At 42.5% G+C, this 24,561-nt stretch carries 20 protein-coding genes; 12 read left to right on the top strand and 8 right to left on the bottom strand.

Translation table 11 applies throughout. The features are described 5' to 3' along the window. Window positions 1-624, top strand: a complete 624-nt coding sequence (locus WS40_RS06665; RefSeq protein ID WP_046441242.1) for a response regulator — start codon at window positions 1-3, stop codon at window positions 622-624. Window positions 625-684: 60 nt separating this feature from the next. Here the strand turns inward: WS40_RS06665 and typA are convergent, their stop codons facing one another. Further along, window positions 685-2,502: a translational GTPase TypA gene (gene typA, locus WS40_RS06660; RefSeq protein ID WP_022287673.1), complete on the bottom strand. Its 1,818-nt coding sequence runs from the start codon at window positions 2,500-2,502 to the stop codon at window positions 685-687. A gap of 443 nt (window positions 2,503-2,945) precedes the next feature. Here typA and fucO point away from each other — a divergent pair, with 443 nt between their 5' ends. The 7 genes from fucO (at window position 2,946) to WS40_RS06625 (ending at window position 10,738) form a co-directional block, all read left to right on the top strand. Beyond that, on the top strand, window positions 2,946-4,094 hold the full coding sequence (fucO, locus tag WS40_RS06655; RefSeq protein ID WP_046441240.1) for a lactaldehyde reductase: 1,149 nt from the start codon (window positions 2,946-2,948) through the stop codon (window positions 4,092-4,094). 152 nt (window positions 4,095-4,246) lie between these two features. Next, window positions 4,247-4,927: a response regulator transcription factor gene (locus tag WS40_RS06650; RefSeq protein WP_046441238.1), complete on the top strand. Its 681-nt coding sequence runs from the start codon at window positions 4,247-4,249 to the stop codon at window positions 4,925-4,927. Then, window positions 4,920-6,212, top strand: a complete 1,293-nt coding sequence (locus tag WS40_RS06645; protein ID WP_046441237.1) for a sensor histidine kinase — start codon at window positions 4,920-4,922, stop codon at window positions 6,210-6,212. Before WS40_RS06650 ends, WS40_RS06645 begins: the two co-directional genes overlap by 8 nt. 138 nt (window positions 6,213-6,350) lie before the next feature. Then, window positions 6,351-7,298, top strand: a complete 948-nt coding sequence (locus WS40_RS06640; RefSeq protein WP_038671318.1) for an ABC transporter ATP-binding protein — start codon at window positions 6,351-6,353, stop codon at window positions 7,296-7,298. Between the two features lie 4 nt (window positions 7,299-7,302). Next, window positions 7,303-8,424 carry an ABC transporter permease gene (locus WS40_RS06635; protein WP_046441235.1) on the top strand — a complete coding sequence of 374 codons (1,122 nt, stop codon included), beginning with the start codon at window positions 7,303-7,305 and terminating at the stop codon, window positions 8,422-8,424. Beyond that, complete coding sequence (locus tag WS40_RS06630) at window positions 8,411-9,577, top strand: ABC transporter permease (RefSeq protein WP_046441233.1); 1,167 nt, start codon at window positions 8,411-8,413, stop codon at window positions 9,575-9,577. Before WS40_RS06635 ends, WS40_RS06630 begins: the two co-directional genes overlap by 14 nt. A gap of 105 nt (window positions 9,578-9,682) precedes the next feature. After that, window positions 9,683-10,738, top strand: coding sequence for an SGNH/GDSL hydrolase family protein (locus WS40_RS06625; protein WP_046441230.1), 1,056 nt, complete (start codon window positions 9,683-9,685; stop codon window positions 10,736-10,738). Window positions 10,739-10,856: 118 nt separating this feature from the next. Here the strand turns inward: WS40_RS06625 and WS40_RS06620 are convergent, their stop codons facing one another. Continuing rightward, window positions 10,857-12,221 carry an NCS2 family permease gene (locus WS40_RS06620; RefSeq protein ID WP_046441228.1) on the bottom strand — a complete coding sequence of 455 codons (1,365 nt, stop codon included), beginning with the start codon at window positions 12,219-12,221 and terminating at the stop codon, window positions 10,857-10,859. Window positions 12,222-12,514: 293 nt separating this feature from the next. Beyond that, window positions 12,515-14,074, bottom strand: coding sequence for a CotH kinase family protein (locus WS40_RS06615; protein WP_325208465.1), 1,560 nt, complete (start codon window positions 14,072-14,074; stop codon window positions 12,515-12,517). A 170-nt stretch (window positions 14,075-14,244) separates the two neighbouring features. Between WS40_RS06615 and WS40_RS06610 the strand changes: the two genes are divergently transcribed. After that, the gene (locus tag WS40_RS06610) at window positions 14,245-15,240 is read left to right on the top strand and encodes an aldo/keto reductase (RefSeq protein ID WP_046441223.1); all 996 of its coding nucleotides are present in this window, start codon (window positions 14,245-14,247) and stop codon (window positions 15,238-15,240) included. Between the two features lie 38 nt (window positions 15,241-15,278). Here WS40_RS06610 and WS40_RS06605 read toward each other — a convergent pair whose 3' ends face one another. Beyond that, the gene (locus WS40_RS06605; RefSeq protein WP_046441253.1) at window positions 15,279-16,454 is read right to left on the bottom strand and encodes an iron-containing alcohol dehydrogenase family protein; all 1,176 of its coding nucleotides are present in this window, start codon (window positions 16,452-16,454) and stop codon (window positions 15,279-15,281) included. A gap of 207 nt (window positions 16,455-16,661) precedes the next feature. Between WS40_RS06605 and WS40_RS06600 the strand changes: the two genes are divergently transcribed. Together WS40_RS06600 and WS40_RS06595 are read left to right on the top strand one after the other, a co-directional pair. Next, window positions 16,662-17,249 carry a hypothetical protein gene (locus WS40_RS06600; protein WP_046441221.1) on the top strand — a complete coding sequence of 196 codons (588 nt, stop codon included), beginning with the start codon at window positions 16,662-16,664 and terminating at the stop codon, window positions 17,247-17,249. A 111-nt stretch (window positions 17,250-17,360) separates the two neighbouring features. After that, a complete protein-coding gene (locus WS40_RS06595) occupies window positions 17,361-18,284 on the top strand; it encodes a hypothetical protein (protein ID WP_046441219.1) in 924 nt (307 codons plus the stop codon). A 114-nt stretch (window positions 18,285-18,398) separates the two neighbouring features. On the opposite strand, the gene WS40_RS06590 is transcribed toward WS40_RS06595, so the two are convergent. The 3 genes from WS40_RS06590 to WS40_RS06580 all read right to left on the bottom strand — a co-directional run bounded on the left by WS40_RS06590 (window position 18,399) and on the right by WS40_RS06580 (window position 22,492). Then, window positions 18,399-21,011 carry an FtsX-like permease family protein gene (locus WS40_RS06590; RefSeq protein WP_046441217.1) on the bottom strand — a complete coding sequence of 871 codons (2,613 nt, stop codon included), beginning with the start codon at window positions 21,009-21,011 and terminating at the stop codon, window positions 18,399-18,401. Then, window positions 21,011-21,712 (bottom strand): ABC transporter ATP-binding protein, encoded by a 702-nt coding sequence (locus WS40_RS06585; protein ID WP_046441216.1) that lies wholly within the window; start codon window positions 21,710-21,712, stop codon window positions 21,011-21,013. Before WS40_RS06585 ends, WS40_RS06590 begins: the two co-directional genes overlap by 1 nt. Before the next feature lie 153 nt (window positions 21,713-21,865). Then, a complete protein-coding gene (locus WS40_RS06580) occupies window positions 21,866-22,492 on the bottom strand; it encodes a TetR family transcriptional regulator (protein WP_046441214.1) in 627 nt (208 codons plus the stop codon). A gap of 145 nt (window positions 22,493-22,637) precedes the next feature. Here WS40_RS06580 and WS40_RS06575 point away from each other — a divergent pair, with 145 nt between their 5' ends. Further along, window positions 22,638-22,952 (top strand): hypothetical protein, encoded by a 315-nt coding sequence (locus tag WS40_RS06575; protein ID WP_046441212.1) that lies wholly within the window; start codon window positions 22,638-22,640, stop codon window positions 22,950-22,952. 449 nt (window positions 22,953-23,401) lie between these two features. On the opposite strand, the gene WS40_RS06565 is transcribed toward WS40_RS06575, so the two are convergent. After that, the gene (locus WS40_RS06565; protein ID WP_038671286.1) at window positions 23,402-24,484 is read right to left on the bottom strand and encodes a hypothetical protein; all 1,083 of its coding nucleotides are present in this window, start codon (window positions 24,482-24,484) and stop codon (window positions 23,402-23,404) included. Window positions 24,485-24,561: the final 77 nt, after the last annotated feature.

The following is a 24,561-nucleotide window of genomic DNA, read 5'->3' as shown; positions in this document are numbered from 1 at the left end:
ATGAACATTGTTATAATAGATGATGACAAGCTTGTGGCGGTGTCGCTGAAAACCATTCTTGAAAGCACAGGCAGTGTGAAAGTTCTTGCCATGGGAAGCTGCGGCGAGGAAGCCATAGAGCTTTATTCTCTTCTCAAGCCTGATGTTCTGCTTATGGATATCCGCATGAACGGCATGAGCGGCATTGAAGCCGGCGAAAAGATCCTTGCTGGGTACCCTGACGCAAGGATACTTTATCTTACCACGTTTTCTGATGATGAATACATTATAAAGGCTGTGCTTATGGGAGCAAAGGGATATATTTTAAAGCAGGATTTTGAAAGCATATGCCCTGCCCTTGAAACCGTCATGAATGGGCAGACAGTTTTCGGCTCAGATGTTGCAAGCAAGCTTCCTGAGCTTCTTACCAATCACAGCAGTTTTGATTTTGACCACTACGGCATAGTCGAAAAAGAGCAGGAGATAATCGAACAGGTGGCAAAAGGGCTTTGCAACAAGGAGATAGCCTCACTGCTTTATCTCAGCGAGGGCACAGTGCGAAATTACATCAGCACTATCCTGGAAAAGCTCTCCCTCCGTGACCGCACACAGCTTGCTATTTTCTACTACACCAACATACAATAGCACTACAATTTCATAAAAAGTAAAGAGGAGACGGCATGACCGCTCCTCTTTTTGTTATTATTACATTTTAGCTCTTTCCTTAGCTCTCTGTGAGTTGCTCAGAATACGCTTTCTTATTCTTATGCTCTTTGGAGTTACTTCAAGAAGCTCATCATCAGCGAGAAACTCAAGTGAATCCTCAAGGCTGAGATTTCTTGGCGGAACAAGTCTGAGCGCGTCATCAGAACCGCTTGCACGAGTATTTGTAAGGTGCTTCTTCTTGCAGACATTTACAACAAGGTCTTCCTGCTTTGGTGAAGCGCCAACTATCATTCCCTCATATACAGGTGTGCCTGCTGTGATGAACAGCTCGCCTCTCTCCTGTGCGTTGTAAAGACCGTATGTTACAGCCTCGCCTGTTTCAAACGCAACAAGTGAGCCCGTTGCTCTCTTTGGTATCTCGCCCTTATATGGCTCGTAGTCATGGAATACAGAGCTCATGATACCCTCACCCTTTGTGTCTGTAAGGAACTCGCTCTTGTATCCGAAAAGTCCTCTTGCAGGGATAAGGAATTCAAGTCTCATTCTGCTTCCAACAGGTGCCATTTCCTGAAGCTCGCCCTTTCTTGCACCTATCTTCTCCATAACAGAACCTACGCAGTTCTCAGGAACGTCAATAACAAGTCTTTCGATAGGTTCACAAAGCTTGCCCTCTATCTCCTTGAACAGAACGTGCGGTGTTGAAACGCCAAGCTCATAACCCTCACGACGCATATTCTCGATAAGGATAGAAAGGTGCATTTCGCCACGGCCTGCGACCTTGAATGCGTCTGTGCTGTCTGTTTCAGAAACTCTCAGTGAAACGTCCTTAAGAAGCTCCTTGAAAAGTCTGTCTCTCAGGTGACGGCTCGTTACGAACTTGCCCTCTCTGCCTGCGAACGGCGAATTATTTACAGAGAATGTCATTTCAACTGTAGGCTCAGATATCTTTACAAAAGGAACAGCCTCAAAGTTGCCGAAGTCGCAGATAGTGTCACCGATAGTGATGTTCTCGATACCGCTTATACAAACGATATCGCCAGCCTTTGCACTCTGGCATGGAACTCTGTTAAGTCCCTCTATCTGATACATTGTAACGATCTTGCCACGATATTCCTTCTTAGTCTGATGATAGTCGCCGATCGTAACGTCCTGATTAACTTTCATTTCGCCACGCTCGATACGGCCGATAGCTATTCTTCCTACATACTCGTTGTAGTCGATAGCGGAAACAAGATACTGCATTGGACCCTCAGTATCTACCTCTGGTGCAGGGATATAGCTGAGTATCTCGTCAAAGAGAGGTATCATATCCTTGCCCTCTTCATCAGGTGAGTGAGTAGCTGTACCTGCTCTGCCTGAGCAATAAAGAATAGGGCTGTCAAGCTGCTCGTCAGTAGCGTCAAGATCCATGAGAAGCTCGAGAACTTCGTCGCCTACCTCGTTAAGACGAGCGTCAGGTCTGTCTATCTTATTGATAACGATGATTATTTTATGACCAAGCTCAAGTGCTTTCTGAAGCACAAATCTTGTCTGTGGCATTGGACCCTCGGCTGCGTCCACAAGCAGTATAACACCGTTTACCATTTTAAGAACACGCTCTACCTCACCACCGAAATCAGCATGGCCTGGGGTGTCGATAACGTTTATCTTAACGTCCTTATACTTGATAGAAGTATTCTTTGCAAGGATAGTGATTCCTCTCTCACGCTCGATATCGTTTGAATCCATGACTCTTTCTTCTACAGCCTGATTTTCTCTGAAAGTACCGCTCTGCTTGAGCATCTGGTCTACAAGGGTAGTCTTACCGTGGTCAACGTGGGCAATAATAGCAACATTTCTTAAATCTTCTCTAATCATACATACTCCTCCGATTTATCAAGACACAGCAAAGCGAATGCTTTCTGTAACGATTTGCTTAATATATTTCGCAAAAATTATAAACAATAAAAATTATAAATATATTTTCTCCCATCAAAGGAAAGAAAATCGTAATTTTTCACAAAAAGCCTATAAAACACAAAAGCACCTTGCGAAATTTTCCGCAAGGTAACTTTCCTAATTGAGAATTATAGCACATTTTTGCCGATTTGTCAAGAAAAAAGTATCATTCACAGGTTACGCCTTGTATGGTGTGCCTTAGATTAAATGATTTATGTTTTTGGCTGTTTTACACAATATTGCGTCACTAATATTTTACACAAAAATAGTTGAAATCGTGGCATAAAAGTTATATAATATTAATAATCAAAGATATAACTTTGATAACAGAGATCATATATTTTGAAAGGCGGAATAATCAAATGGCTAACAGAATGATACTTAATGAAACTTCATATTTCGGTGCAGGCTCGATCAGCGAGATAGTTACAGAGGCAAAGAAGAGAGCTTTTAAAAAGGCTCTTGTTGTAACAGACCCTGACCTTATCAAATTTAACGTTGCAAAGAACGTTACAGATCTTTTGGAGGAAGCAGGACTTGCTTATGATATATTCTCTCAGGTAAAGGCTAACCCTACTGTAAAGGTAGTAAAGGCTGGTATCGAAGCTTTCAAGGCAGCAGATGCTGACTATCTTATCGCTATCGGCGGCGGCTCATCAATGGACACTGCAAAGGCTATCGGTATCATCATAAACAACCCTGAATATGCTGACGTTACTTCTCTTGAGGGCGCTATTGACACAAAGAACCCTTGCGTTCCTATAATCGCAGTTCCTACAACAGCAGGCACAGCCGCAGAGGTAACTATCAACTATGTTATCACAGACGAGGAGAAGAAGAGAAAGTTCGTTTGCGTTGACCCTCATGATATCCCGGTAGTTGCTATAATCGACGCAAAGATGATGTCATCAATGCCTAAGGGACTTACAGCTTCAACAGGTATGGACGCTCTTACACACGCTATCGAGGGCTACACAACACTTGGCGCTTGGGAGCTTACAGACATGATGCACCTTAAAGCAATAGAGATAATCTCACGTTCACTGAGAAAGGCTGTTGAGAATGACCCACAGGGCAGAGAAGATATGGCTCTCGGTCAGTATATCGCAGGCATGGGCTTCTCAAACGTTGGTCTTGGCGTTGTTCACGGCATGGCTCACCCGCTCGGTGCATTCTATGACACACCTCATGGTATCGCAAATGCAGTTCTTCTTCCGTATGTAATGGAGTACAACGCTGAATACACAGGCGAAAAGTTCAAGTACATCGCAGAAGCAATGGGCATTGACACAACAGGCATGAGCCAGGCTGAATACAGAGCAGCCGCAGTAAACGCAGTTAAGCAGCTTTCAAAGGACGTTGGAATCCCTGAGAAGCTCCACGAGATAGGCGTTAAGGAAGAGGATCTTCAGGCTTTGAGCGAATCTGCATTCGCAGACGTATGCACAGGAGGAAATCCAAGACCTTGCACAGTTGAGTCTATCCTCGGCATTTATAAGACAGCATTCTAATTCAAAAATCTTTTATCTGCCCTCGGTTTTCGGGGGCAGATTTTTATTGCCCGAAAAGAATATTTATGGTATAATACATTTAAAGTGAGTTTTAAGTTCATAGGTTATCATATATCGTAAGATATTATACTGACTTATAGGGAGGAATTTTAATGAGATTACTTCTTGCTGAGGACGAGGTGGAGCTTGCAAATGCGCTTTCGGCAGTGCTTAAACACAAAAACTATTCTGTTGACGCTGTTTACAACGGCATCGACGCATACAACTATGCAATTGCACAGGATTATGACGGCATAATACTTGACATTATGATGCCTGGTATGGACGGCATACAGGTGCTTACAAAACTCCGTGAAAAGGGTATCGACTCCCCTGTTCTGCTGCTCACTGCAAAGTCTGATATTGACGATAGGATAACCGGACTTGATTCGGGTGCTGACGATTATCTTACAAAGCCATTTGCAATGGGCGAGCTTCTTGCGAGAATAAGGGCAATGACACGCCGCCGCACTGAGTTTGCACCCTCTACCCTTACTTTTGGAAACGTTTCTCTCAACAGGCAGAGCTTTGAGCTTTCAGGTCCTAACGGCTCTCAGAAGCTTGGCAACAAAGAGTTTCAAATGATAGAAGCCCTTATGCTAAATCACGGCACGCTTATTTCCACAGAGCGTTTCATGGAAAAGATATGGGGCTATGACTCTGACGCTGAGATAAACGTGGTGTGGGTATATATTTCATATTTGCGTAAAAAGCTTGGTCTTATCGGTGCAGATATCGAAATAAAAGCCACAAGAGGCGTGGGCTACACACTAGAGGAAAAGCATAATGATTAAGCGTTTACAGCGGAAATTCGTTGTTATCGCCGCTGTGTGCCTTCTTATCGTAGAGTTTACCATAATAGGCGGCATAAATGGAGTGAACATCTATCAGACCAACAAGAATGCAGACGATCTGCTGAACATAATAATCGAAAATGACGGCAGATTTCCTGAGTTCGACCCCAAGGGCATGAAACATGACAAGCCGCAGGATAATTCAGACAGCGCCTCTCCCCCTGAGAGCAAAAAGCCTGATAAGCACAGAGGCTTTAACGAGGAAACTAAGTATCAGACAAGGTATTTTGTTGTATATGCCGACAGCAATGGCGAAATAACCAAGGTAGATACAGGACACGTTGCGGCGGTGTCAAGTTCGCAGGCTATAGAATACGGCAAAAGCGTTCTTGACAGCGGCAAGACTTCAGGCACGTCAGGAAACTACCGCTACAAAACAGGCGACACCGACAAAGGCAAGATAATAGTTTTCATGGACTGCCGCAGTGACAGTGCCACCAAAAATCGCTTTTTGCTGGTGTCGTGCGCTATAGGTGCGGCAGGATATATACTTGTATGTCTGCTTATCATAATCTTCTCAAAGCGTGCCATAAGACCTGTTGTGGAAAGCTTTGAAAAGCAAAAGCAGTTCATCACCGACGCAGGGCACGAGATAAAAACGCCGCTGGCCATAATCTCCGCAAACACGGAAGTTCTTGAAATGGTGTCAGAGCCAAACCAGTGGACGGTGAGCATAAAAAATCAGATAACAAGGCTAAACGGTCTGCTAAAAGAGCTTTTAAGCCTTGCAAAAATGGAGGAGGAAAAGCCTGCTCTTACCATGGCTGATTTCAATATCTCTGACGCTGTTTATGACGCCGCTTCGCCTTTTACTACCCTTGCGGAAACAAAGGGCAAAAAGCTCACCATTGATGTTGCCAACGGACTTTCCTATCACGGCGACGAGGGTGCGATAAGACAGCTTGTTTCTATCCTCACGGAAAATGCAGTAAAATATGCTGACGAGGATGGCGAGATAATAGTAAAGCTTTTCACTTCTCATAATGGCAAGGAAACAGACCTAGAAGTTTCAAACACCTGCAAAGAACCACCGCAAGGCGACCTAACAAAACTTTTTGACAGATTTTATCGTGACGACAGCTCACGTTCTCGGTCAAAAGGCGAGAAAAAGGGTGGCTACGGCATTGGGCTTTCTATTGCACAGGCAATAGTCAGGTCGCACAAAAGCAAGATATCATGCAAAGCCGAAAACGGCATGATGATATTTACAGCACAGCTTAAATAACTGCAAAGCAGAGTTGGTCACCAGCCGCTCTGCTTTTTTATAATATGACATTTGTCACATGAAGATGTGACTTTGCTCACTAGCTTTTTGGCGGATAGTATTGTATAATGATAATACAAACTAAGGGAGGTTTTTCTTATGGCTGAAACTGTAGTAAAAATAGACAATTTGGTAAAAAGATACAAGGAGCTTATTGCTCTTGACCACTTTGATCTTGAAATAAAAAAAGGCGAGGTCTTCGGACTTCTCGGTCCTAACGGTTCGGGTAAGACCACCACGATAAACTGCCTGCTCTCACTGTTGGCATACGATAAGGGCGACATCGAGATATTCGGTGAAAAAATGTCCCCTGTGAACTATGGGGTAAAAAAGCGTATTGGCGTTATAATGCAGAATGTTGCGGTTTTTGACGAGCTGACTGTGTATGAGAACATTGACTATTTTTGTGGGCTTTACATCACCGACAAAGCCACACGAAAGAAATATGTTGACGATGCCATAGCTTTTGTGGGGCTTGAGGACTTCGTGAAGTTCCACCCTAAAAAGCTTTCAGGCGGTCTGCTCAGACGACTTAACATTGCCTGTGGTATCGCACACAAGCCTGAGCTTATCATACTCGACGAGCCGACAGTTGCTGTTGACCCACAATCAAGAAACAAGATACTGGAGGGCATTTTACAGCTCAACCGTGAGGGTGCGACTATAATTTACACCTCCCACTACATGGAGGAAGTCGAGCAGATATGCACCCGTATCGCCATAATGGATAAGGGCAGTAAAATAGCCGAGGGTACTACAGAGGAACTCAAACGCATGATAAAGAACACCGAAACTATCACCGCCGAGATACTCCAGCTTCCTGAAAACGTCCGTGAACAAATAGAAGCTTTGGAACACGTTTATAATGTTTCCTATGCCGACAACAAGCTCGTTGCACGCTGTACAGGGGGACGGCACAATCTTATTGAGATACTGAAAATATTGCAGGAAAATCAGGTGGGCTTCGGCAGCGTTTATTCTGAGCAGCCTACCCTCAATGACGTTTTCCTTGAAATAACCGGCAAAGCTCTCAGGGATAAGGAGTGATAGAATGTTCTCACACATATTCAAATACGAATTTAAAAGCTGTCTGCGTCAAAAAGCCATACTCTTCTGGCTCATAGCCTTTCCTATAATACTGGGTTGCTTTTTTAAGATGGCGTTTTCAGGAATATACGAAAAAGATGTTGTATTCAATGCGATACCTGTTGCGGTGACAAATATAGAAGAAAACGATATCCTTAAACAGGTGCTTGAACAGATAACAGATAGTGATGAGGCTCTTTTCAAGGTGACGTATACAGACATTGACAAGGCAGAAGAAATGCTTAAAAGCGAGGATATAAAAGGCATTATAAAGGCTTCCGACCTCTCCCTTGAGTTTGGCTCAACAGGTATCCAGCAGACCATTGTAAAGACTTTCATACAGCAATACAAAACTCAGGAAAAGATAATAACCGACACTGCAAAGAACGCTCCGCAAAAGCTTGATAAGGTCATAGCTTCCCTTTCTGAGAAGATAAGCCCAAATGAGGATATACCTCTCCACGGCAATCCTGACATAACGATACAGTTTTTCTATAATCTCCTTGCCATGACGGCACTTTTCGGCTCGATGTCAGGTCTGTTCGTGGCACAGGAAAATCAGGGCGACCTGTCTGCACTTGGCGCAAGACGTTGCTGTTCTCCAGTGAACAAGCTTACAAGCATAACGGCAACACTCCTTGCTTTTCATGTGGTGGAAATGATATGCATGGTGATATCAGTGACGTTCCTGAGATTTGTGCTTAAAGTGGATTTCGGCAGTAAGCTCCCCCTTGTTTACCTTGCCGCAGTGCTAGGCGGAATAATGGGAATATCCATGGGATTTTTCGTTGGCTCTTTCCGCATAAAAGAGGGTTTAAAAATGTCTGTAGTCATGGCGGTATCAATGACCTGCTGTTTCTTCAGCGGTCTTATGTCAAACACCATGAAAGGCACTGTTGCAGAGCATTGCCCGATATTCAATGAAATAAACCCTGCCGCAGTTATCTCAGACAGCTTCTATTGTCTTAATCTCTACGAAGATTACAGGCGGTTCACAGTAAAGATAATTTCAATGGCGATATACACAGTGCTGTTCACCCTTGGTGGATATGTTCTTACAAGGAGGCGTAAATATGCAAGTCTTTAAGACCTTTATGAAAATACTCAAAACAAGGCTTACGTCTGCTATATTATATCTCGTCATATTTATGGTCATAGCAGTAATAATGGCGGATACTGCAAAAGATAACAATGACTATGAGGACTATAAAATGTCCATATCTGTCATTGACCGTGACAACAGTGCCGAAAGCAAGCGTTTGCAGGACTTTATATTCAGCGGCAACAAAAAGGTGGAGCTTGCAGATGATGAAGACGAGGTCATCGACGCCGTTTATTATCAGCGTGCCAACTATGTTCTGTATATAAACAAGGGCTTTGGCGACAAGATAAACGCAGGGGATTTTGACGGACTTTTTGAGAATTTCAAAATGCCCTCCAGCTACGGCGGACAGCTTTTTGAAAGCAGGCTTGACGGCTATCTTTCAAGCGTAAAGGCATACATGGCGGCAGGCGAAAGCACAGAAAACGCCATGGAGCTTGCCCAAACGGCAGTTTCTCAGCAAGTAAAGGCGGAGCTAAAAAACTTTAACAACAAGGGCGGAACAGATATGCCGGCAATATTCGGCTACTATTTTCAGTATCTTGCATACGTTATGCTTTCCATGCTCATTGTTACCCTTTGCCCCGTTATACTGACGCTAAACAGAAAAGGCGTTCGAGAACGCACAATGTGTTCAAGCCTGACGTCAGCAAACTACAGCAGACAGACGGCTCTTGGGGCAAGCATTTTGGTGTTTAGCATATGGCTTTTGTTTATGATAGTCGCAATAATTTGGGGCAAAACGCTCAGCGTGAAATTCTGGCTCGCCTGCCTTAACAGCTTTGTATATATCATTGCCGCCGCAGGCATAGCAATGATAATAGCGCAGTTTGACCTTAGCGACAACGGCATAAATGCTATATCGAACATAATCGGTCTTGGCATGAGCTTTCTTTGCGGAGTTTTCGTGCCGCAGGAATTGCTCACAGGAGGCGTTCTTGCAGTGGGAAGATTGTTCCCTGCATACTGGTACACCAAAGCCAACAATATGCTTTTCGGCATGAGCGGTGGAGTATTCAGCACAAAGGAATATCTCATCTGCATTGGTATCGAGGCATTGTTTGCAGTGGCATTCTTCGCTGTGGCTGCTCTGCTTGTTAAGCAAAAGCGTGAGGGTGATGTAAATTCCCTTGCATAAGTTGACAATAATATGGCTGTGTGTTATACTCTTATTGTTACGGAGCTGACACGCAGCCTTTTTGCGTCAGCTAAAGAAGATCATAGATGAAAAAGAGGAAAAAGTATGGATAGATTACAGCTTGACAAAAATGCAAAGCTCACAGGCAGAGTATATTTCAAAGACGAGGTAATGTGGCTCGGTCTTTCAGGAAGCGGTGCGTCATTCACATTTGACAGCACAAAGCTTGTTTTGAAGCTCAAAGGCGACAATATCGCAGTGGGCGACAATTCTATCGACTATGCAAGGATAGCCGTTTATGTTGACGGCAAGAGAGTAGTTGACGAGATGATCGACTGTGCAGAAAAAGAGGTCACGGTAATAGACCGCACGGAAAACGCTCGGTCAGTTGTGGAGATAATAAAGCTTTCAGAATCTCCAATGTCAGCAGTTGGCATTGAGGCTTTCGCTGAGGGCAGTGCTGAGGCTTTGCCTGAAAAACCGCTTAAAATAGAGTTTATCGGCGACTCTATAACCTGCGGCTATGGTGTTGATGATGAGGACGAAAACCACCAGTTCACCACCGCTACAGAGGACGTTACAAAAGCCTATGCCTACAAGACCGCCAAGGCACTTGACGCTGAATACAGTATGTTTTCAGCCAGTGGCTATGGCATAGTATCAGGCTACACAGAAGGTGACGAGCCTATCAGCGAACAGACAATTCCACAGTTCTATTGCAGCTACGGCTTTTCAAGGGGCAATTTTGCAGGAACTGCTCCGCAGGATATATCATGGGATTTCAGCAAATATATTCCGCAGATAATCGTTATAAACCTTGGCACAAACGACGACAGCTACTGCCGTGACTACAAGGACAGGCAGGCTGTTTTCTCAAAGCTTTATGCTGATTTTCTTGCGGTCGTTCGTGAGAAAAATCCGCAGGCTTACATTCTCTGCACTGTCGGAATAATGGGCGAGAGGATATTCCCTGCTGTTGAGGAGGGAATAAAGATATATCTTAAAAGCCACGCTGACAGCAAGATACGCTCAATGATGTTCCATGAGCAGGACGGCGCAAACGACGGCTTTGTGGCAAACTGGCACCCTACTGAAAAGACCCACAAAAAGGCAGCGGCAGTGCTTACGGAAAAACTCAGAGAGATAATAAAAAGCATATAACAAAAGCGGCAGTCGGTAACGGCTGCCGCTTTTTTGTCATTTTACGCCAATTCTCATTCTGTAGCAGAATGAACAGGAAAGCATGGCTAGTTTCAGAACTGTTCTTTGAAAGCTTTCCTTATAAGAAAACATATTTCAGCACGAAAAGCACTGCAAGCACATACATAAGCGGTGTGATATCCTTGCGCTTTCCGCAAAGAAGATTTATAACAACGTATGAGATTATTCCAAGAGAGATGCCCTCTGAAATGCTGTAGAAAAGAGGCATTGAGAGAATACAAAGATACGCAGGGATAGCCTTTGTATAATTGCCGTCATCAAACTTGATGTCAGTGATAGAGCTGAACATCAAAAAGCCTACTACTATAAGTGCAGGAGCTGTTGCAAAGGATGGTATAGCCGTGAAGATAGGTGCAAAGAACATTGACAGTGCAAACAGCACTGCGGCTGTGATTGAAGTCAGACCTGTTCTGCCTCCCGCGGCAACGCCTGCTGAGGACTCAACGAATGTTGTGGTGGTGGAAGTACCAAGAACTGCGCCTGCCGTTGTGGCAACGGCGTCAGCAAGAAGCGCAGGCTTTATCTGCGGAAGTCTGCCCTTTTCATCAAGCATATCTGCCTTTGAACATACGCCGATAAGAGTGCCTAAAGTGTCGAAAAGGTCAACGAACAGGAAGGAGAATACCACGACTATAAAATTGAAGATACCAATGCTGTGCATATCCACCTTAAAGCACTGACCAAATGTTTCGCCAAGCTTTGAAAAATCCGTTAGCGACATTGTAGGAAAAAGCGAATTATAGCCGCTTTCAGCGTCAGGAACATACAGCCCTACAAGTTGACATATCATGCCTATTACCCATGTTGCCACTATACCCATAAGAATAGAGCCACGGACTTTTTTGATATATAGGATAATAGTGATGAAAAGTCCCACGATAGTGAGAAGCGCACATATGCCCGAAGTTGTGAAATTCTTGCGGAAGCCTGTTATGGTAACAAGAGTGGCTGAACTGTCAACGCAAAGTCCAGCATTCTGAAGTCCGATAAAGGCAATGTAAAGACCAATACCAACGGACACCGCTTTTTTCAGAACCACAGGTATTGCATTGAAAATGGCTTCTCTGACGTTTGTAAGAGAAAGCACGATAAAGACGATACCCTCGACGAAAACTGCCAGCAGTGCAACCTGCCATGGATAGCCATAGCCTGCCACAACAGTGTAAGCCATGTAAGCGTTAAGTCCCATGCCTGCGGAAAGCACAAAAGGCAGATTTGCCATAAGTCCCATGCACACTGTTCCAATAACAGAGGCGATACAGGTGGCAAGAAGTACGGCTGTAGGATCCATGCCCGTTCTGCCGAGAATGCTCGGGTTTATGGCAAGGATATATGCCATGGTCATGAAAGTCGTCACGCCCGCCATTATCTCAGTTTTAACATCGGTGTGATTTTCTTTCAGCTTGAATAATTTTTCCGTCATATTTTATTATGCCTGCGTTGCAGACATTTCCTCCTTTCAATATGGGGATACTATCTTATTATACCGATTTTACAGCATTTTTCAAGCCTGATTTATTAAGGCAACACCGCACAAAGCCCGCCTGACGGCTTTGCACGCCATCTGCTTGCAGATTTTCCGTCATATCACACAAAAATCCCTTGACATACGGCAGTATGCCTGCGGAATTTTTGTACAATCTGACAAAAAATCTGACTACGCATCTGACGCACAATCTTTGCGCGGTATTGCCTTAATTGAATAAAATTTATCATTTAAGAAGCACTGTTACTAACGTCAGACTTTATTTTCCACTGACTATTGAGCCAATAAATGCGGTTTTCGATCCAATTGAAAAGATCCTCCGCAGAGTCAGGACCCCACTCTTCGCCTTTTCTAAGGTCGGCGTCATACTCTTTGAGATATTCACGCTCTGTTTTTATACAGCCCTGCAAAAGCTTCTCCTGGCTCATCTCCGTCCACTTTTCCTTGACAGCGTCCATAAACCAATCCTGCTTACAAAGAATGATAAACCATGGGTTTGAACGGTCGCCTTTTTTAGCCACAAAATTCTTGTCTGTGAAAGCACCAGCATAATATTTCTCAGTGCTGTCATTATATGCCCAGTTAAAATCCCAAGGAGAAGTAAATTTCAGCTTAGGACATTTACTGTCCTTTGAAAGATCGACGCACATATAGAAGCTTCCCTCACCACAGTCATAGTCATGTACGATCTCATAAAGAATATACATATCTCTCACTGAATCTATATCCATAACATTAGAAACGGCTTCCTCAGCGGTGGTAACATCAGAGTCAACAAGGTCATAATTTTCATCAAATTTGTAATACTTGCCGTTCTCGCAGGCTTCATAAACTATCTTGAACAGATTGTTGAGATACTTGTCAATAAAGTCTATCTGATTTTGCGAATAGAGGTCATTCTTGATAGAATATTCCGCAGGAACGAACTGCCTTTTTTCGCCGTTTATGTCGGTGACAGTGGCATTTTCATAGTCCATGCTTATATAATGGTTATCCTCATCGCTTGTTGCATAGTTGTCAAGCTCAAGATAATAGCCTATATCAGTGTCGGTGTAGCCCTCCGCAGGCTCGGAGATATCCACTCTGTTTGGATTTATCTGACACTGTTCGCAAAGCTCATAAACGCCTTGAAACTCCTCGTTCACATAGAGGTGAACAAGCTGACCGTCTGAGCAGAAATTGCTGTCACCCATGATAGTTCTGCCAAAACGGAATGCGATATCGTTTCTTATTAGATCCCAATCTGATTTCAACAGCACCCAGCTTTTGCACTCTGCGCCGTTATTAAGCCCAAGCATATTTGCCTTTTTATCAAATTTTATCCTATAAGGCACTTTGTTTGCAAGGATCTGACTAACATCACCGTAATGTGCGCTTGAATTTCCTCTTACCTTTATGCCTGCTGAGGCTTCGTTTATCTCCAATTTTTCATCACAATTGAAAACGTCCACCACGCAGGAAGTATACTTCTCCCTTGAAGCTATCATATCGTCAGGGGCAGTCGTGACGCTTATAACAGGTATCTTACTTTCTGATCGTATCTTTTTCTTAAAACTTTCTTTTTCAGCCTTATCAGCACTCAGGCTTTCATAAGTGGCAGGTTCAGAGTTTATCACCTGTTTTGTGGTGGCAGGAAGAGTTACAACAGGCTCAGTCGTTGTTGTCACAGCCTGAGATCCAGCAGGACTACTCTCTGCTTTTGAGCTTTCCCCTGTTTCTTTAGCACAGCTTGTGAGCATTGCTCCCATCATGACCACAGCACATACAGCAGCGATAATTCTTCTGTTCATATCATTCCTCATATTATTATCTTTCCATTCATTGTGCATCACACACATATTTTTTATCATATAACTTATTCAATTATAGCACATTGACATAGATAATACAATATGCTATAATCATAAAAGTAAGTGGGATAATTTATGCACTAATACGATTATATAGGAGGTTTTTTGAAATGTTTATACCTGACGATAAAAGATATGACAAAATGATATACAACCGCTGTGGAAAAAGCGGGCTTAAGCTTTCTGCGTTGTCTTTGGGCTTTTGGCAGAATTTCAGCCTGAAAAACAATTTTGAGAACATGGAAAGAATGGTACACACTGCGTTCAACAGCGGTATCACACATTTTGACCTTGCAAACAACTATGGCAATCCCTACAACGGCTCGGCAGAGGAAAACTTCGGCAGAATACTCGACCGTGGCATGAGAGAGTTCCGTGACGAGATGTGCATTTCCACCAAGGCAGGCTATGAAATGTGGGCAGGTCCATACGGTGAAAAAAACGGCTCGAGAAAATATCTCACGGCAAGCCTTGACCAATCTCTAAAAAGAATGGGACTTGAATATGTTGACATTTTCTATCACCATGTAAGAGATCCCGAAACGCCTCTTGAAGAGACTGCCCTTGCACTTGACAATGCAGTAAGACAGGGCAAGGCGCTTTATGTTGGCATATCAAATTACAACAGAGCCGACACAGCCGAAATGCTGAAAATTTTCCGTGAACTCAGAACTCCTTTTATTATCAATCAGCCCTCATATTCCATACTCAACCGCTGGATAGAGGACGATAAGCTTGACAGCCTTGCACTTTCTGAGGGCTTTGGCATTGCAGTGTTCTCGCCGCTGTATCAGGGATTCCTTACAAGCAAATATCTAAAAGGCATACCGGCAGATTCAAGGGTAGGCAGAGGCGAAACATGGATAGGCAATGAGCTTAACGACAAAATGATAGAAAAACTCAACAAGCTTAATGATATCGCCGCTTCGAGGGGACAGACCCTTTCGCAAATGGCACTTTCATGGGTGCTTCACAACAAGGCTGTTACTACTGTGCTTATCGGTGCAAGCCGTCCTGAGCAGATAACGGAAAACATAGGCTGTCTTGACCGCCTTGACTTCACAGAAGCTGAACTTGCAGAGATAGACAGGCTTGCAAAGATGTAATAATGAAGCTGTCAGAGCCACCGCCCTGACAGCTTTTTTTATGCGTTATAATAGCGAACGTAATCGTCAAGCACATCTGCCGAAAGCTCAAAAGGATAATTTTTAAGCTTGGCAGGGTTGGCAAGTATTCCGTCCCTGTCCTTTTTCCAAAGCTCCTCTGACATATCAAGCTTGCCAAAAAGCGTCCTGATATAATCCCTGAAAGCGTCAAGATCATCAAAGCCAAGAAGCTGTTTTACAACATACTCAGCTTCGGTGCTGTCACCGTATTTTTTCAAAAAGCCTGACAGAAAAACGCCTACTGCCTTGCCGTGAGGTACGCCATTTTCATAGGTCAAAGTATAGCTCAGACCGTGAGGTATGCTTGTGCCTGTGTAGGCTATCGCCATGCCTGCAAGCACTGATGCCTGCATGAAAGTTGAGAACTCCTGGTCTGTCATATGAGCAAATCTCTCCTCAGTTTCAAGACAGCCCTTACAGCTTGCCCAAAGCTTCATGCCCTCCTCTGCATATGCACGGCTGAACGCGTTTGCGTTGGTATTGAGCCGTGACTCTATCATGTGAGCAAGTGCGTCAACGCAAGTGCTTTTCATACCGCTGTATGAGGAGGTTTTAAGATAGCCGTAGTCAACCAATGCAAGTGACGGGAATATTTTGTGGGCAATAGATTTCTTGGTCTGCTTGATGTGGGAAGTCAGGATAGAATAAGGTGTAGCCTCCGAGCCTGTTCCGCAGGTGGTAGGCACACAGACTATAGGATAAAAAGTTAGTTTCGCAGGAGTGTAAAGAAGCTCCTCCACCTTGGCAATGCTGACTGAAAGCTCACACTTTTCAGCTTTTACAACGCTCTCGCTTTCGGTAAACTCGGCATTTTCGCAAACTATCCCATTCTTAGCAAGCATTGATATCGCCTTGCTTGCGTCCATTGGCGAACCTCCGCCCACTGCCACGAACATATCCACGCCGTATTTTACCGCCGCCGTTGCCGCTGTGTAAACAGTTTCCACAGACGGGTTTTCCTCAATATCATTATATATCACATATCCAATTCCCTGACTTTCAAGCACTGCCCTGACATCATCAAGAGAGCCGTTCACCGCAGAAGAATGTCTGCCTGTGACTATCATAGCCTTTTTACCAAGTGCGGCTATCTCGCCCCCGTGATTTTTTACCGCTCCATTTTCTATGTAAATATCTGTAGGTATATTTCTCATTTTCAACGCTCCTTCTGGCTTTTTATCCATTATAGCACCTTTGACGGCGATTTTCAAGCCTTTGCAATTTGCGTAATCACTTAATTTATTTAATGATTATTACATACATTAATACAATAATTACATATATATTGAAGTATTAGTACAGATTATGATATAATACAGTAAGCAGTGTATTAAGAAAAAATAATATTGGGGGATTTTCAATTGAATAAGAGTAAAATTAAATATCGTATTTGTAAGATTTTATGTGCCATTGATTGGCTCATTTTAGCGGGATTGGCTTCATGGTTGGAGAATATGTCAAGCATAGATTCGGGAAATCGTTTAGAAAATTATTGGTTGATAATATTTTTTGGTCATATTCTTTTGCGTATTTTCTATTTTCTTTTTGAAGCCACAAGAAGCAGATTACTTTACCAAATGTGGTATTTTATTGCATATGCTGTCGCTGAAGTATATTTATTCTCCAGCCGTACTCTAGCATATTGCGGGTTTGGCTTTTTTCAAATAAAATCGAATTTACTTGATAAAATAGTACTTACTATAGCATGCGTATTTTTCTTGGCAGCCAAAATATATACAATGTACTATGAAACAGACGAATACAAGGACGGAGCTATAACAAGATATAACAATAGGCTTGACTTTGCTATTTATGATGCTGCAAATGAACTTGAACATGCCCGAACATCATCAGATCAAATGAGGGCAGAAGCCAAATTGGAACGTGCAAAGCTCAATAGAAAACGTTACGGCATTGATGAAGACGAATTTAGAAACGACTACCGCTAAATAAACCCCACAAATTTTCAACTATGAAAGTTTGTGGGGTTTATCTTTTTACACCGATTGAAAACCTCTCCCCTTTATGTTATAATAAAGAAAAAACATCAAGGTGAAGCAATGAATAAAAATCAAAATATAGCTATGGGGATATCCCTTGCGGTTGTGGCATTAATGGTCGGCTCGGCGGAGATCTTCGGGGAAAAGGAGATAATTTTTCCTGAGATAACGGCAGTGGCAATGGGTGCGCTTATTGCGCCTGTGCAATCGTGGAGCACCTCTCGAACACGGCTTTTTGCGGCGATAGTTTCTGCCGCTGTCGCAGGCGTGTGCATAGTGCGGTTTATCCCTGAGATACTTATACTTCGTATAGCTTTGGGACTTCTTGTAGCAGTGAGCGTTATAACGCTGTCAAAAACGAACTTTGTTCCTGCCATTTCAGCCTGCATACTTCCGATACTTATGGGTACAAAAAGCCCTGTTTACGTCATTTCCGTTGCGGTCATGACAGCATTTATACTTATTTTTCAAAAAGTTCTTGAATACTTTGGACTTCATGAAAAGTATGAATATAGACCTATCGAACCAAGCTCAGAGCTTCTAAAACTAAGAGCAAAACAAGTCATCACAGCGCTTGTTATCTGTGTATTGCCTGCGCATTTTCACGAGATATTCTTTATCGCTCCGCCGCTTATCGTTGCATTTTTTGAGCTTAGCGGCAAAGGCTCAAAGCTTATGAAAAGAAAATACACAGCAATTGCTCTCATGGTGGTGGCTGCGTTCGCAGGCGTTATGGCAAGATTTTTTATCTCTGAAAAGCTTGGGCTTACCCTGACATTTGGTGCAGTTTTATCCTCGGCTGTGATATTCGTCCTTTGCCGAAAAGCAAAGCTTTATTTTCCTCCATGCTGTGCAATATCTACCTTGCCTTTTATAATCCCCAAAACGGCAATAATAAAATTTCCATTTGAGGTCACAGCAGGATATATTGTCCTTACCATTGCCGCAGTTATCATAACCAAAATAGACAATAATATAAATTAGGCATAATTAAAAACGTACAAAGCTTTATGATCCGACCCCCAGAAGTTAGACCAAAAATCTAACGATCTGGAGGTCACATCATTACGCTCTGTACGTTTTTTGTATATTAAGAAATCATTCTCTGTTTTTAAGCACCTCGGCAGGGGTTATCTTGCCAAGCTTTCTTACAAGAATTGAGGTGATGATAAAGTATGTTGCCATTACTCCTGCGAAAATTATAACGTAAGCATACCATGGGAATGCAAGGTTTATTCCGCTTGTTACGTTTGGAATGAACACTGGGAAAACCTTGTCCATAAACATCTTTGAAAGCGGTATCTCGATAAGTGCGCCCAAAGTTATGATAATTGCGTTTCCGTTTAGGTAAAGCTTTTTCACGTCCTTGGTCTTATAGCCGAATACCTTCACAAGGGATATTCCAAAGGAAGCCCTTTCTATTGTAACATTCAGCATAAGGAACATCACAGAGCAGAAAATTATTACGGCAACCGCAATAAGCATTACTATCATTGACATCATAAGGTCCGTGAAAACTGCCGCTGAACGCTCGATATCCGATTTTGTTGTTGTGCTGTAAAGTCTGCCCTCGTCAATGTCAAGTTTCTTGTCTGAAAGCAAACAGTTGTAGTAAGTGTCGCTCTCACCGAAAAGCTCACGCATACTGTCAATATCCATGAACACCATAAGTCCGCCACGCTCGTCGCAGATATCCTCCACTGTGAATGCGTAATCCATTGAGGTCGCATCGTCTGTCAGGATAAACTTATCGCCCTTTGCCACTCCGTAACGCTCCACAACTGACTGGCTCACTGTTATAAAGCTCTTGCCCTTGTGCGTTTTCACATCATAATACTTGTTGTCGCTGTCCATACCCATAACGGTGACATCAAGGTTATAGCCAAGCTGTTCCTTTAAAAGCGTTTTTACAAAGCAAGCCTCGCCACCCTCTGGAACGCTTTCCTCTGGATATTTCAGAGTGTACATATACTCGTACTTTGTGTCATTGATAGTGTCTTTTCTCACGTTCTCACAGAGATAGTAGCAATCAACGCCAAGCATAAGAATGAACAGTGAAAACAGCATACTGAGAAGCACTGTTATGCCTGTGCGCATTTCACGAAGCATTTGGCGTATCTGAAATCTGCGGATAAAATTTCTGCTCTTTATCTTCACTCTGCTGTAGTGACCTGTTTTCTGCTCGTTTCTGATAAGTGAAAGAGCCGTCTGAGAAAGCCGCTTGTTTATCACAAGGGTATTAACTATCACCGAAACAACAGGCGGCATTACAATACTGTAAATGATAAGATATAAAGGATAAACAGGGGTAAAATCAGGGAGCGAGGAATATGCGTAGCTGTCGAGAAGCTGATAATCGATTCCCACAGGTGAGAAGCCTATGACCGCACCGATTATTCCGCCAACAAATGCAACTATAGTCGGCAACGTTATGTAGTGTCGGATAAGATCTTTTTTCTTTGCGCCAAGAGCATAAAGCGCACCTATAACACTGCTTTCACGCTGAATCTGATGAATGACGAAAACAGAGATAACATAAGTAAGAAGTGCCATAAGTATAACACCCACACCAAGTCCTGCATATTTGTTCATGACAACGTCACCTGCCGCACCAGCTATACGAACGTTGTCGCCCTTTTTCACAAACATTGTCAGGTTGTCAAGGTCAATTGTGAACACCTCGTCAAGAAGCTCGTCAGCCTGCTTTTTGAAGCTATCAATACCATTTGCAAGGCTTTCTGCACCGCTGTATGCAGATCTTGCACCCTCTGACAGGTCTTTTGAGCCGTCATATGCGGCCTTAACTCCTGCCGTGATAGCGTTCGCACCCCCTGGGAGTGCCTTTGCACCCTCGTAAAGTCCGCCCATTGCGTCATAGAGAGCGTCAGCTCCCTCAGAAAGGTCTTTCACACCGTCTTTAAGGGTCTGTGAGCCGTCATAAAGCTTGTCGATACCATTTGAGATATCGTCACGCTGTTTCATGACGTCCTTGATAGTTTCAAGATAATACTTGTCTGTGACTTTTTTATAATCAAAGTCAAAATCCTCGATCATTTCTTTAAGCTCGTCATCTGTTGCCTTGCCGTTAAGTCTGTAAGCATAGCAGAGGTCTTCAGCTTTCTGTTCGCTGTCATTTTTGAAATAGTCATACTGATCGTCGCTTACGAAAAGAAGTCCGAAGCCCTTGCTTGACACAGCCGTGTCAGAGAAATTTTCAAAAGGTGTGTCATAGTCAGGTGTAGTTCCTATTCCAACAATCTCAAACTCAACTTCGCCTGCTGTAAGCTTATCGCCCACTGACAGAGAATGTTCCTCGCTGTAGCGCTTTTCGACTACCGCTTCGCCCTTTTTCTCAGCAAATCTTCCGCTGTCAAGCTCGATAAGGTCAATATTATTTCTTTTACGGAAAACACGGAGCTTTGAGCCGTCCTTTGCTGTAACGTCAATGCTGAAATGCTGTTCAAGAGTAATGCCCTTGTCGGTTATTTCTTTTTCCTGCTCGTCTGTAAGAGGAATAAAAACGCCGAACTGTCCGTCCTCGACCTTGTTTTGCTTACCATGTTCGGCAGTTCCGTCGATGATAGTGTCTGCGCTTGCAACCACGGAAACTATTATGTACATTCCCATTACGATAAGCAATACAAGCGCAAGATAACGTGCAAAATTAGTTTTAAGCTCACGTCCGAGCCTCTTTCTGAGTACCCTGTTCATTACAAGTCCTCCAGCTTTGCGGCAGGTATGCGTGTTTCGTTAAGATAATCCTTTTTGATAAGTCCGTCCTTAACAATTATTACTTTATGCACCATATTTTTTATAGCGTTGTTGTGAGTAACGATAAGCATTGTTGTGCCATATTTTGCATTGATTTTTTCCAGCAGGATAAGAATATCCCTTGAAGTTTTAGAGTCAAGAGCGCCTGTAGGCTCGTCGCACAAAAGTAGCTTTGGATTTTTTATAAGTGCCCTTGCTATAGCACATCTCTGCTGCTGACCGCCTGAAAGCTGTGACGGAAACTTGTTTCTGTGTTCGGAAAGTCCCAACGTTGTGAGAAGTTCTTCCATATCCAGTGGCGAATCTGAAAGATATTCACAAACCTGAATATTTTCCACAACTGTCAGATTTGGAACGAGGTTATAAAACTGAAAGATAAAGCCCAGATTTTCCTTTCTGTAGTCGGCAAGCTTATCAGGTTTAAGACCGAAAATTTCCTTGCCGTCGACCTTAACAGAGCCACTATCCATAGTGTCAAGACCGCCTATGCAGTTAAGGAGCGTCGATTTACCAGAGCCGCTCGTACCCTGAATAACGCACATCTGACCTTTTTCCAGACTTGTGGTGATACCCTTTAGCACCTGAATATAGCTGGCGTCACTGCCGTAGCTTTTCTTAACATCTCTGATCTCCAAATACATATTATTTCCTCCATTTACAAGTTAGATTTAGCTAACTTTACTTTATGTAAAAATGTGCATATCTGCACATTTCATCAACATTTGAGATACAAAATCCACACATAACGTTGTTATGTAGATTTCTAAAAGTTACCGCCCGCAGGCGGCAATTTTCTAATCCTCGACTATCATTGTAAACCATATTTTTATTAGAAACTCCATTACTCTGCGCATATGGAGCTTTGCCTTTTCCACATCTCTCTCGTGAGTTAGCAAATGAGTGTAGGCGTCAACACTTATATGGGTTATCCAATGAAGCATATACTCATCAACGTGGCAGTTAGGCATTCTTGCGGCAGCTTTTTCCGCTGATATCCTAAAGCCCTTTTCTGTCATATCTACGATCATATCCACAGTATTTTCATACTCAGACCCTTGCGCACCCGTGAGCAGCAGCATAAAAACGTCGTAGTGGAGATACATATAATCAACAAGCTTGTCAAGGTCGGTGTGAGTATCAATGTGATACTCAGCAGACAGCACCGCAGGGTCATCGCTATCCATATCCTGAGCGTCCTGCATATAATGCTCCGTAAGAAGCCTGCAAAGCTCTTTCAGCGGCTTATCGACAATAGCTTTGAACAAGTCATTTTTATTTTTAAAGAAGAAATACAGCGCACCGGTCGTCACGCCTGCGTCAGCGCATATTTTTCTCAGAGAAGCCTTCATATAACCATTTTCAGAGAACTCGGACATTGCACTTTCCAACAGCTTTTCCCTTGTTTCAAGTTCGTCACCCATCACTGCACCCCGCTTTCCGCTTCACATAACACTGTTATCTTAGCATATAACGCTCGATATGTCAATACATTTACTATATTTTCAGCATATTATATGATATTGAAACATAACGGTGTTATGTGATTGGCGACTATTACAAAATAAAATGGGAAGCGGCATACCTGTCTGGTCAGATCTTACGATTTCTGACGGGTTAAAGTATATAAGCGGTAGCTATAAAATTGCTATGGTTTACAGCGGTGACAGTGCTCCTATGCTGGTCCTTGAAAACAAGTACTCATATAGCTGGGATATTTGCATTAGTGCAAGCGAGGTGTCGTCAGGAGTTGCTTTCTACTCATACGATGACATTGCACAAGCTTTCAGCAACTACGGAGTAAGCATTTATGATACGGGACAGCTTCACATATTTACCTCTAATTATACCGAGATCTACGGAGTATATGCGGCTCCGGTCTGATATTACAACATAGTAACTATTCAAGTCAAATAATAATCGGGTCGAGCAAAATGTTCCACCGGAACATCTTACTCGGTCTTTTTCGTAGTATCGATAATTCAACATATTTACAACTATCCTGTATTTTTCACGCAATCACCAATCTGGTCATTTTCTCTATCCACTTATCAATGAAGCTTATAAACCCCTCAAAGCTTCATAGCTCTCCATTTGTTTGAAATAACGCCGATATTCCAGTATGTAATAAAACAGATAAACAGCATACTGATTACTGATACGACAACCGCTTCAATAACCAGAAACGGAGTCGAATAAGTTTCCATACTTCTTGACAGAATCGCCAAGATAATGTTCTGCATAAGTCTCACGAAAATTCCAAGCAGAATTATATCTAATATAAATCTCCATAGAAATGATTTTGTGAATTGGGTCATTGTTTTTCCTCCTTATTATTCAACCGTGTATTCAATCGTGTTACTAATGGGAGTATATTCTCCTGTTGTTTCATTGTATCCGAAAGCAAGTATTATTTCATAATTTCCATACTTTCTATTACTTTTTAAGAAAGTTAGTTTATTAATCCACTCTTTCTTTGAGAAGTCCCAATTTTGATAAAATTCCCCATCTCTTTTTACATACAGACTGATGCTACGATCAAGAGGAACAACCCCAATATCTTCTTTATCATCATAATAAGGTATATGCGGACGATTAATAAATACTGTTCCTTTTTCATCTACTTCAAGAGTTATTTCTATATCCATGTCAAGCAATTCATTTAATAACTCCGTAATTTCATTTTGCTCTTTTTTTTCGGCTTCTTCTGTAGCGTCATATTCTCCTACAATATTTAAACTACTTATCGTCATCGTATTAGGATAATAAGTAACGTCATAAAACGCCGAGAAATCAATCTTTGATTTGTCACCGGGAGAAATCATAAGTTTTGTATAACGATCGTTATCGTCAACGGCATCAATATACACAGCATTTCTTCCTTGGTTTTCAAAGTATAAGTACGACATAGTATCGAAGTGTACATCTTTAAGCGTTTCAGTATCTGAAAACATATCCTTTGCAGAGTTCACCATCATTACATAATCACTTTTTATTGCTTTAATGTCGTCCGAATAAGAACTAATACCGTAAACCGAAAAATAATTTTCAAAACCTCCTATAAAAACAAGAAGAAACAACACAATCTGAATTACATACATAAAGCATCTAAGTACAAGTCTATTACTTTTGGTTGGTATAAACCTTGTAACAACAAGCGATATACCAAAGTACACTCCGCCGATCATGGCAAGCGTACCAAGCATATAAAACAATGTACAGAAAAACAGTTTTATAGGTGTATTCTCCCCAACAAAGCTGTTAGGAAATACCAAACAATAAATTGTTAGACTAAGCACAAGACCACAAACCGTTATTAATCCTGACAATGCAAATGTCTTTGGAGACAGCGGCTTAATGGTGCCTTCGTCAACAAATCTTTTGTAGTTATACCAAAATAATGCCTTGTTAGCCATAATTATGTCACCTCAATTCCATCATATAAAAAAGCTCTTGTCTAACAAATATCCCCAATAAGATAATGTCTAATATG

It is taken from the genome of Ruminococcus sp. N15.MGS-57 (assembly GCF_000980385.1).
GTDB classification, from domain to species: Bacteria; Bacillota; Clostridia; order Oscillospirales; family Ruminococcaceae; genus Hominimerdicola; species Hominimerdicola aceti.
Note: the sequence above shows the minus strand (reverse complement) of the source record. Positions and strands in the feature narration are given on the sequence as shown.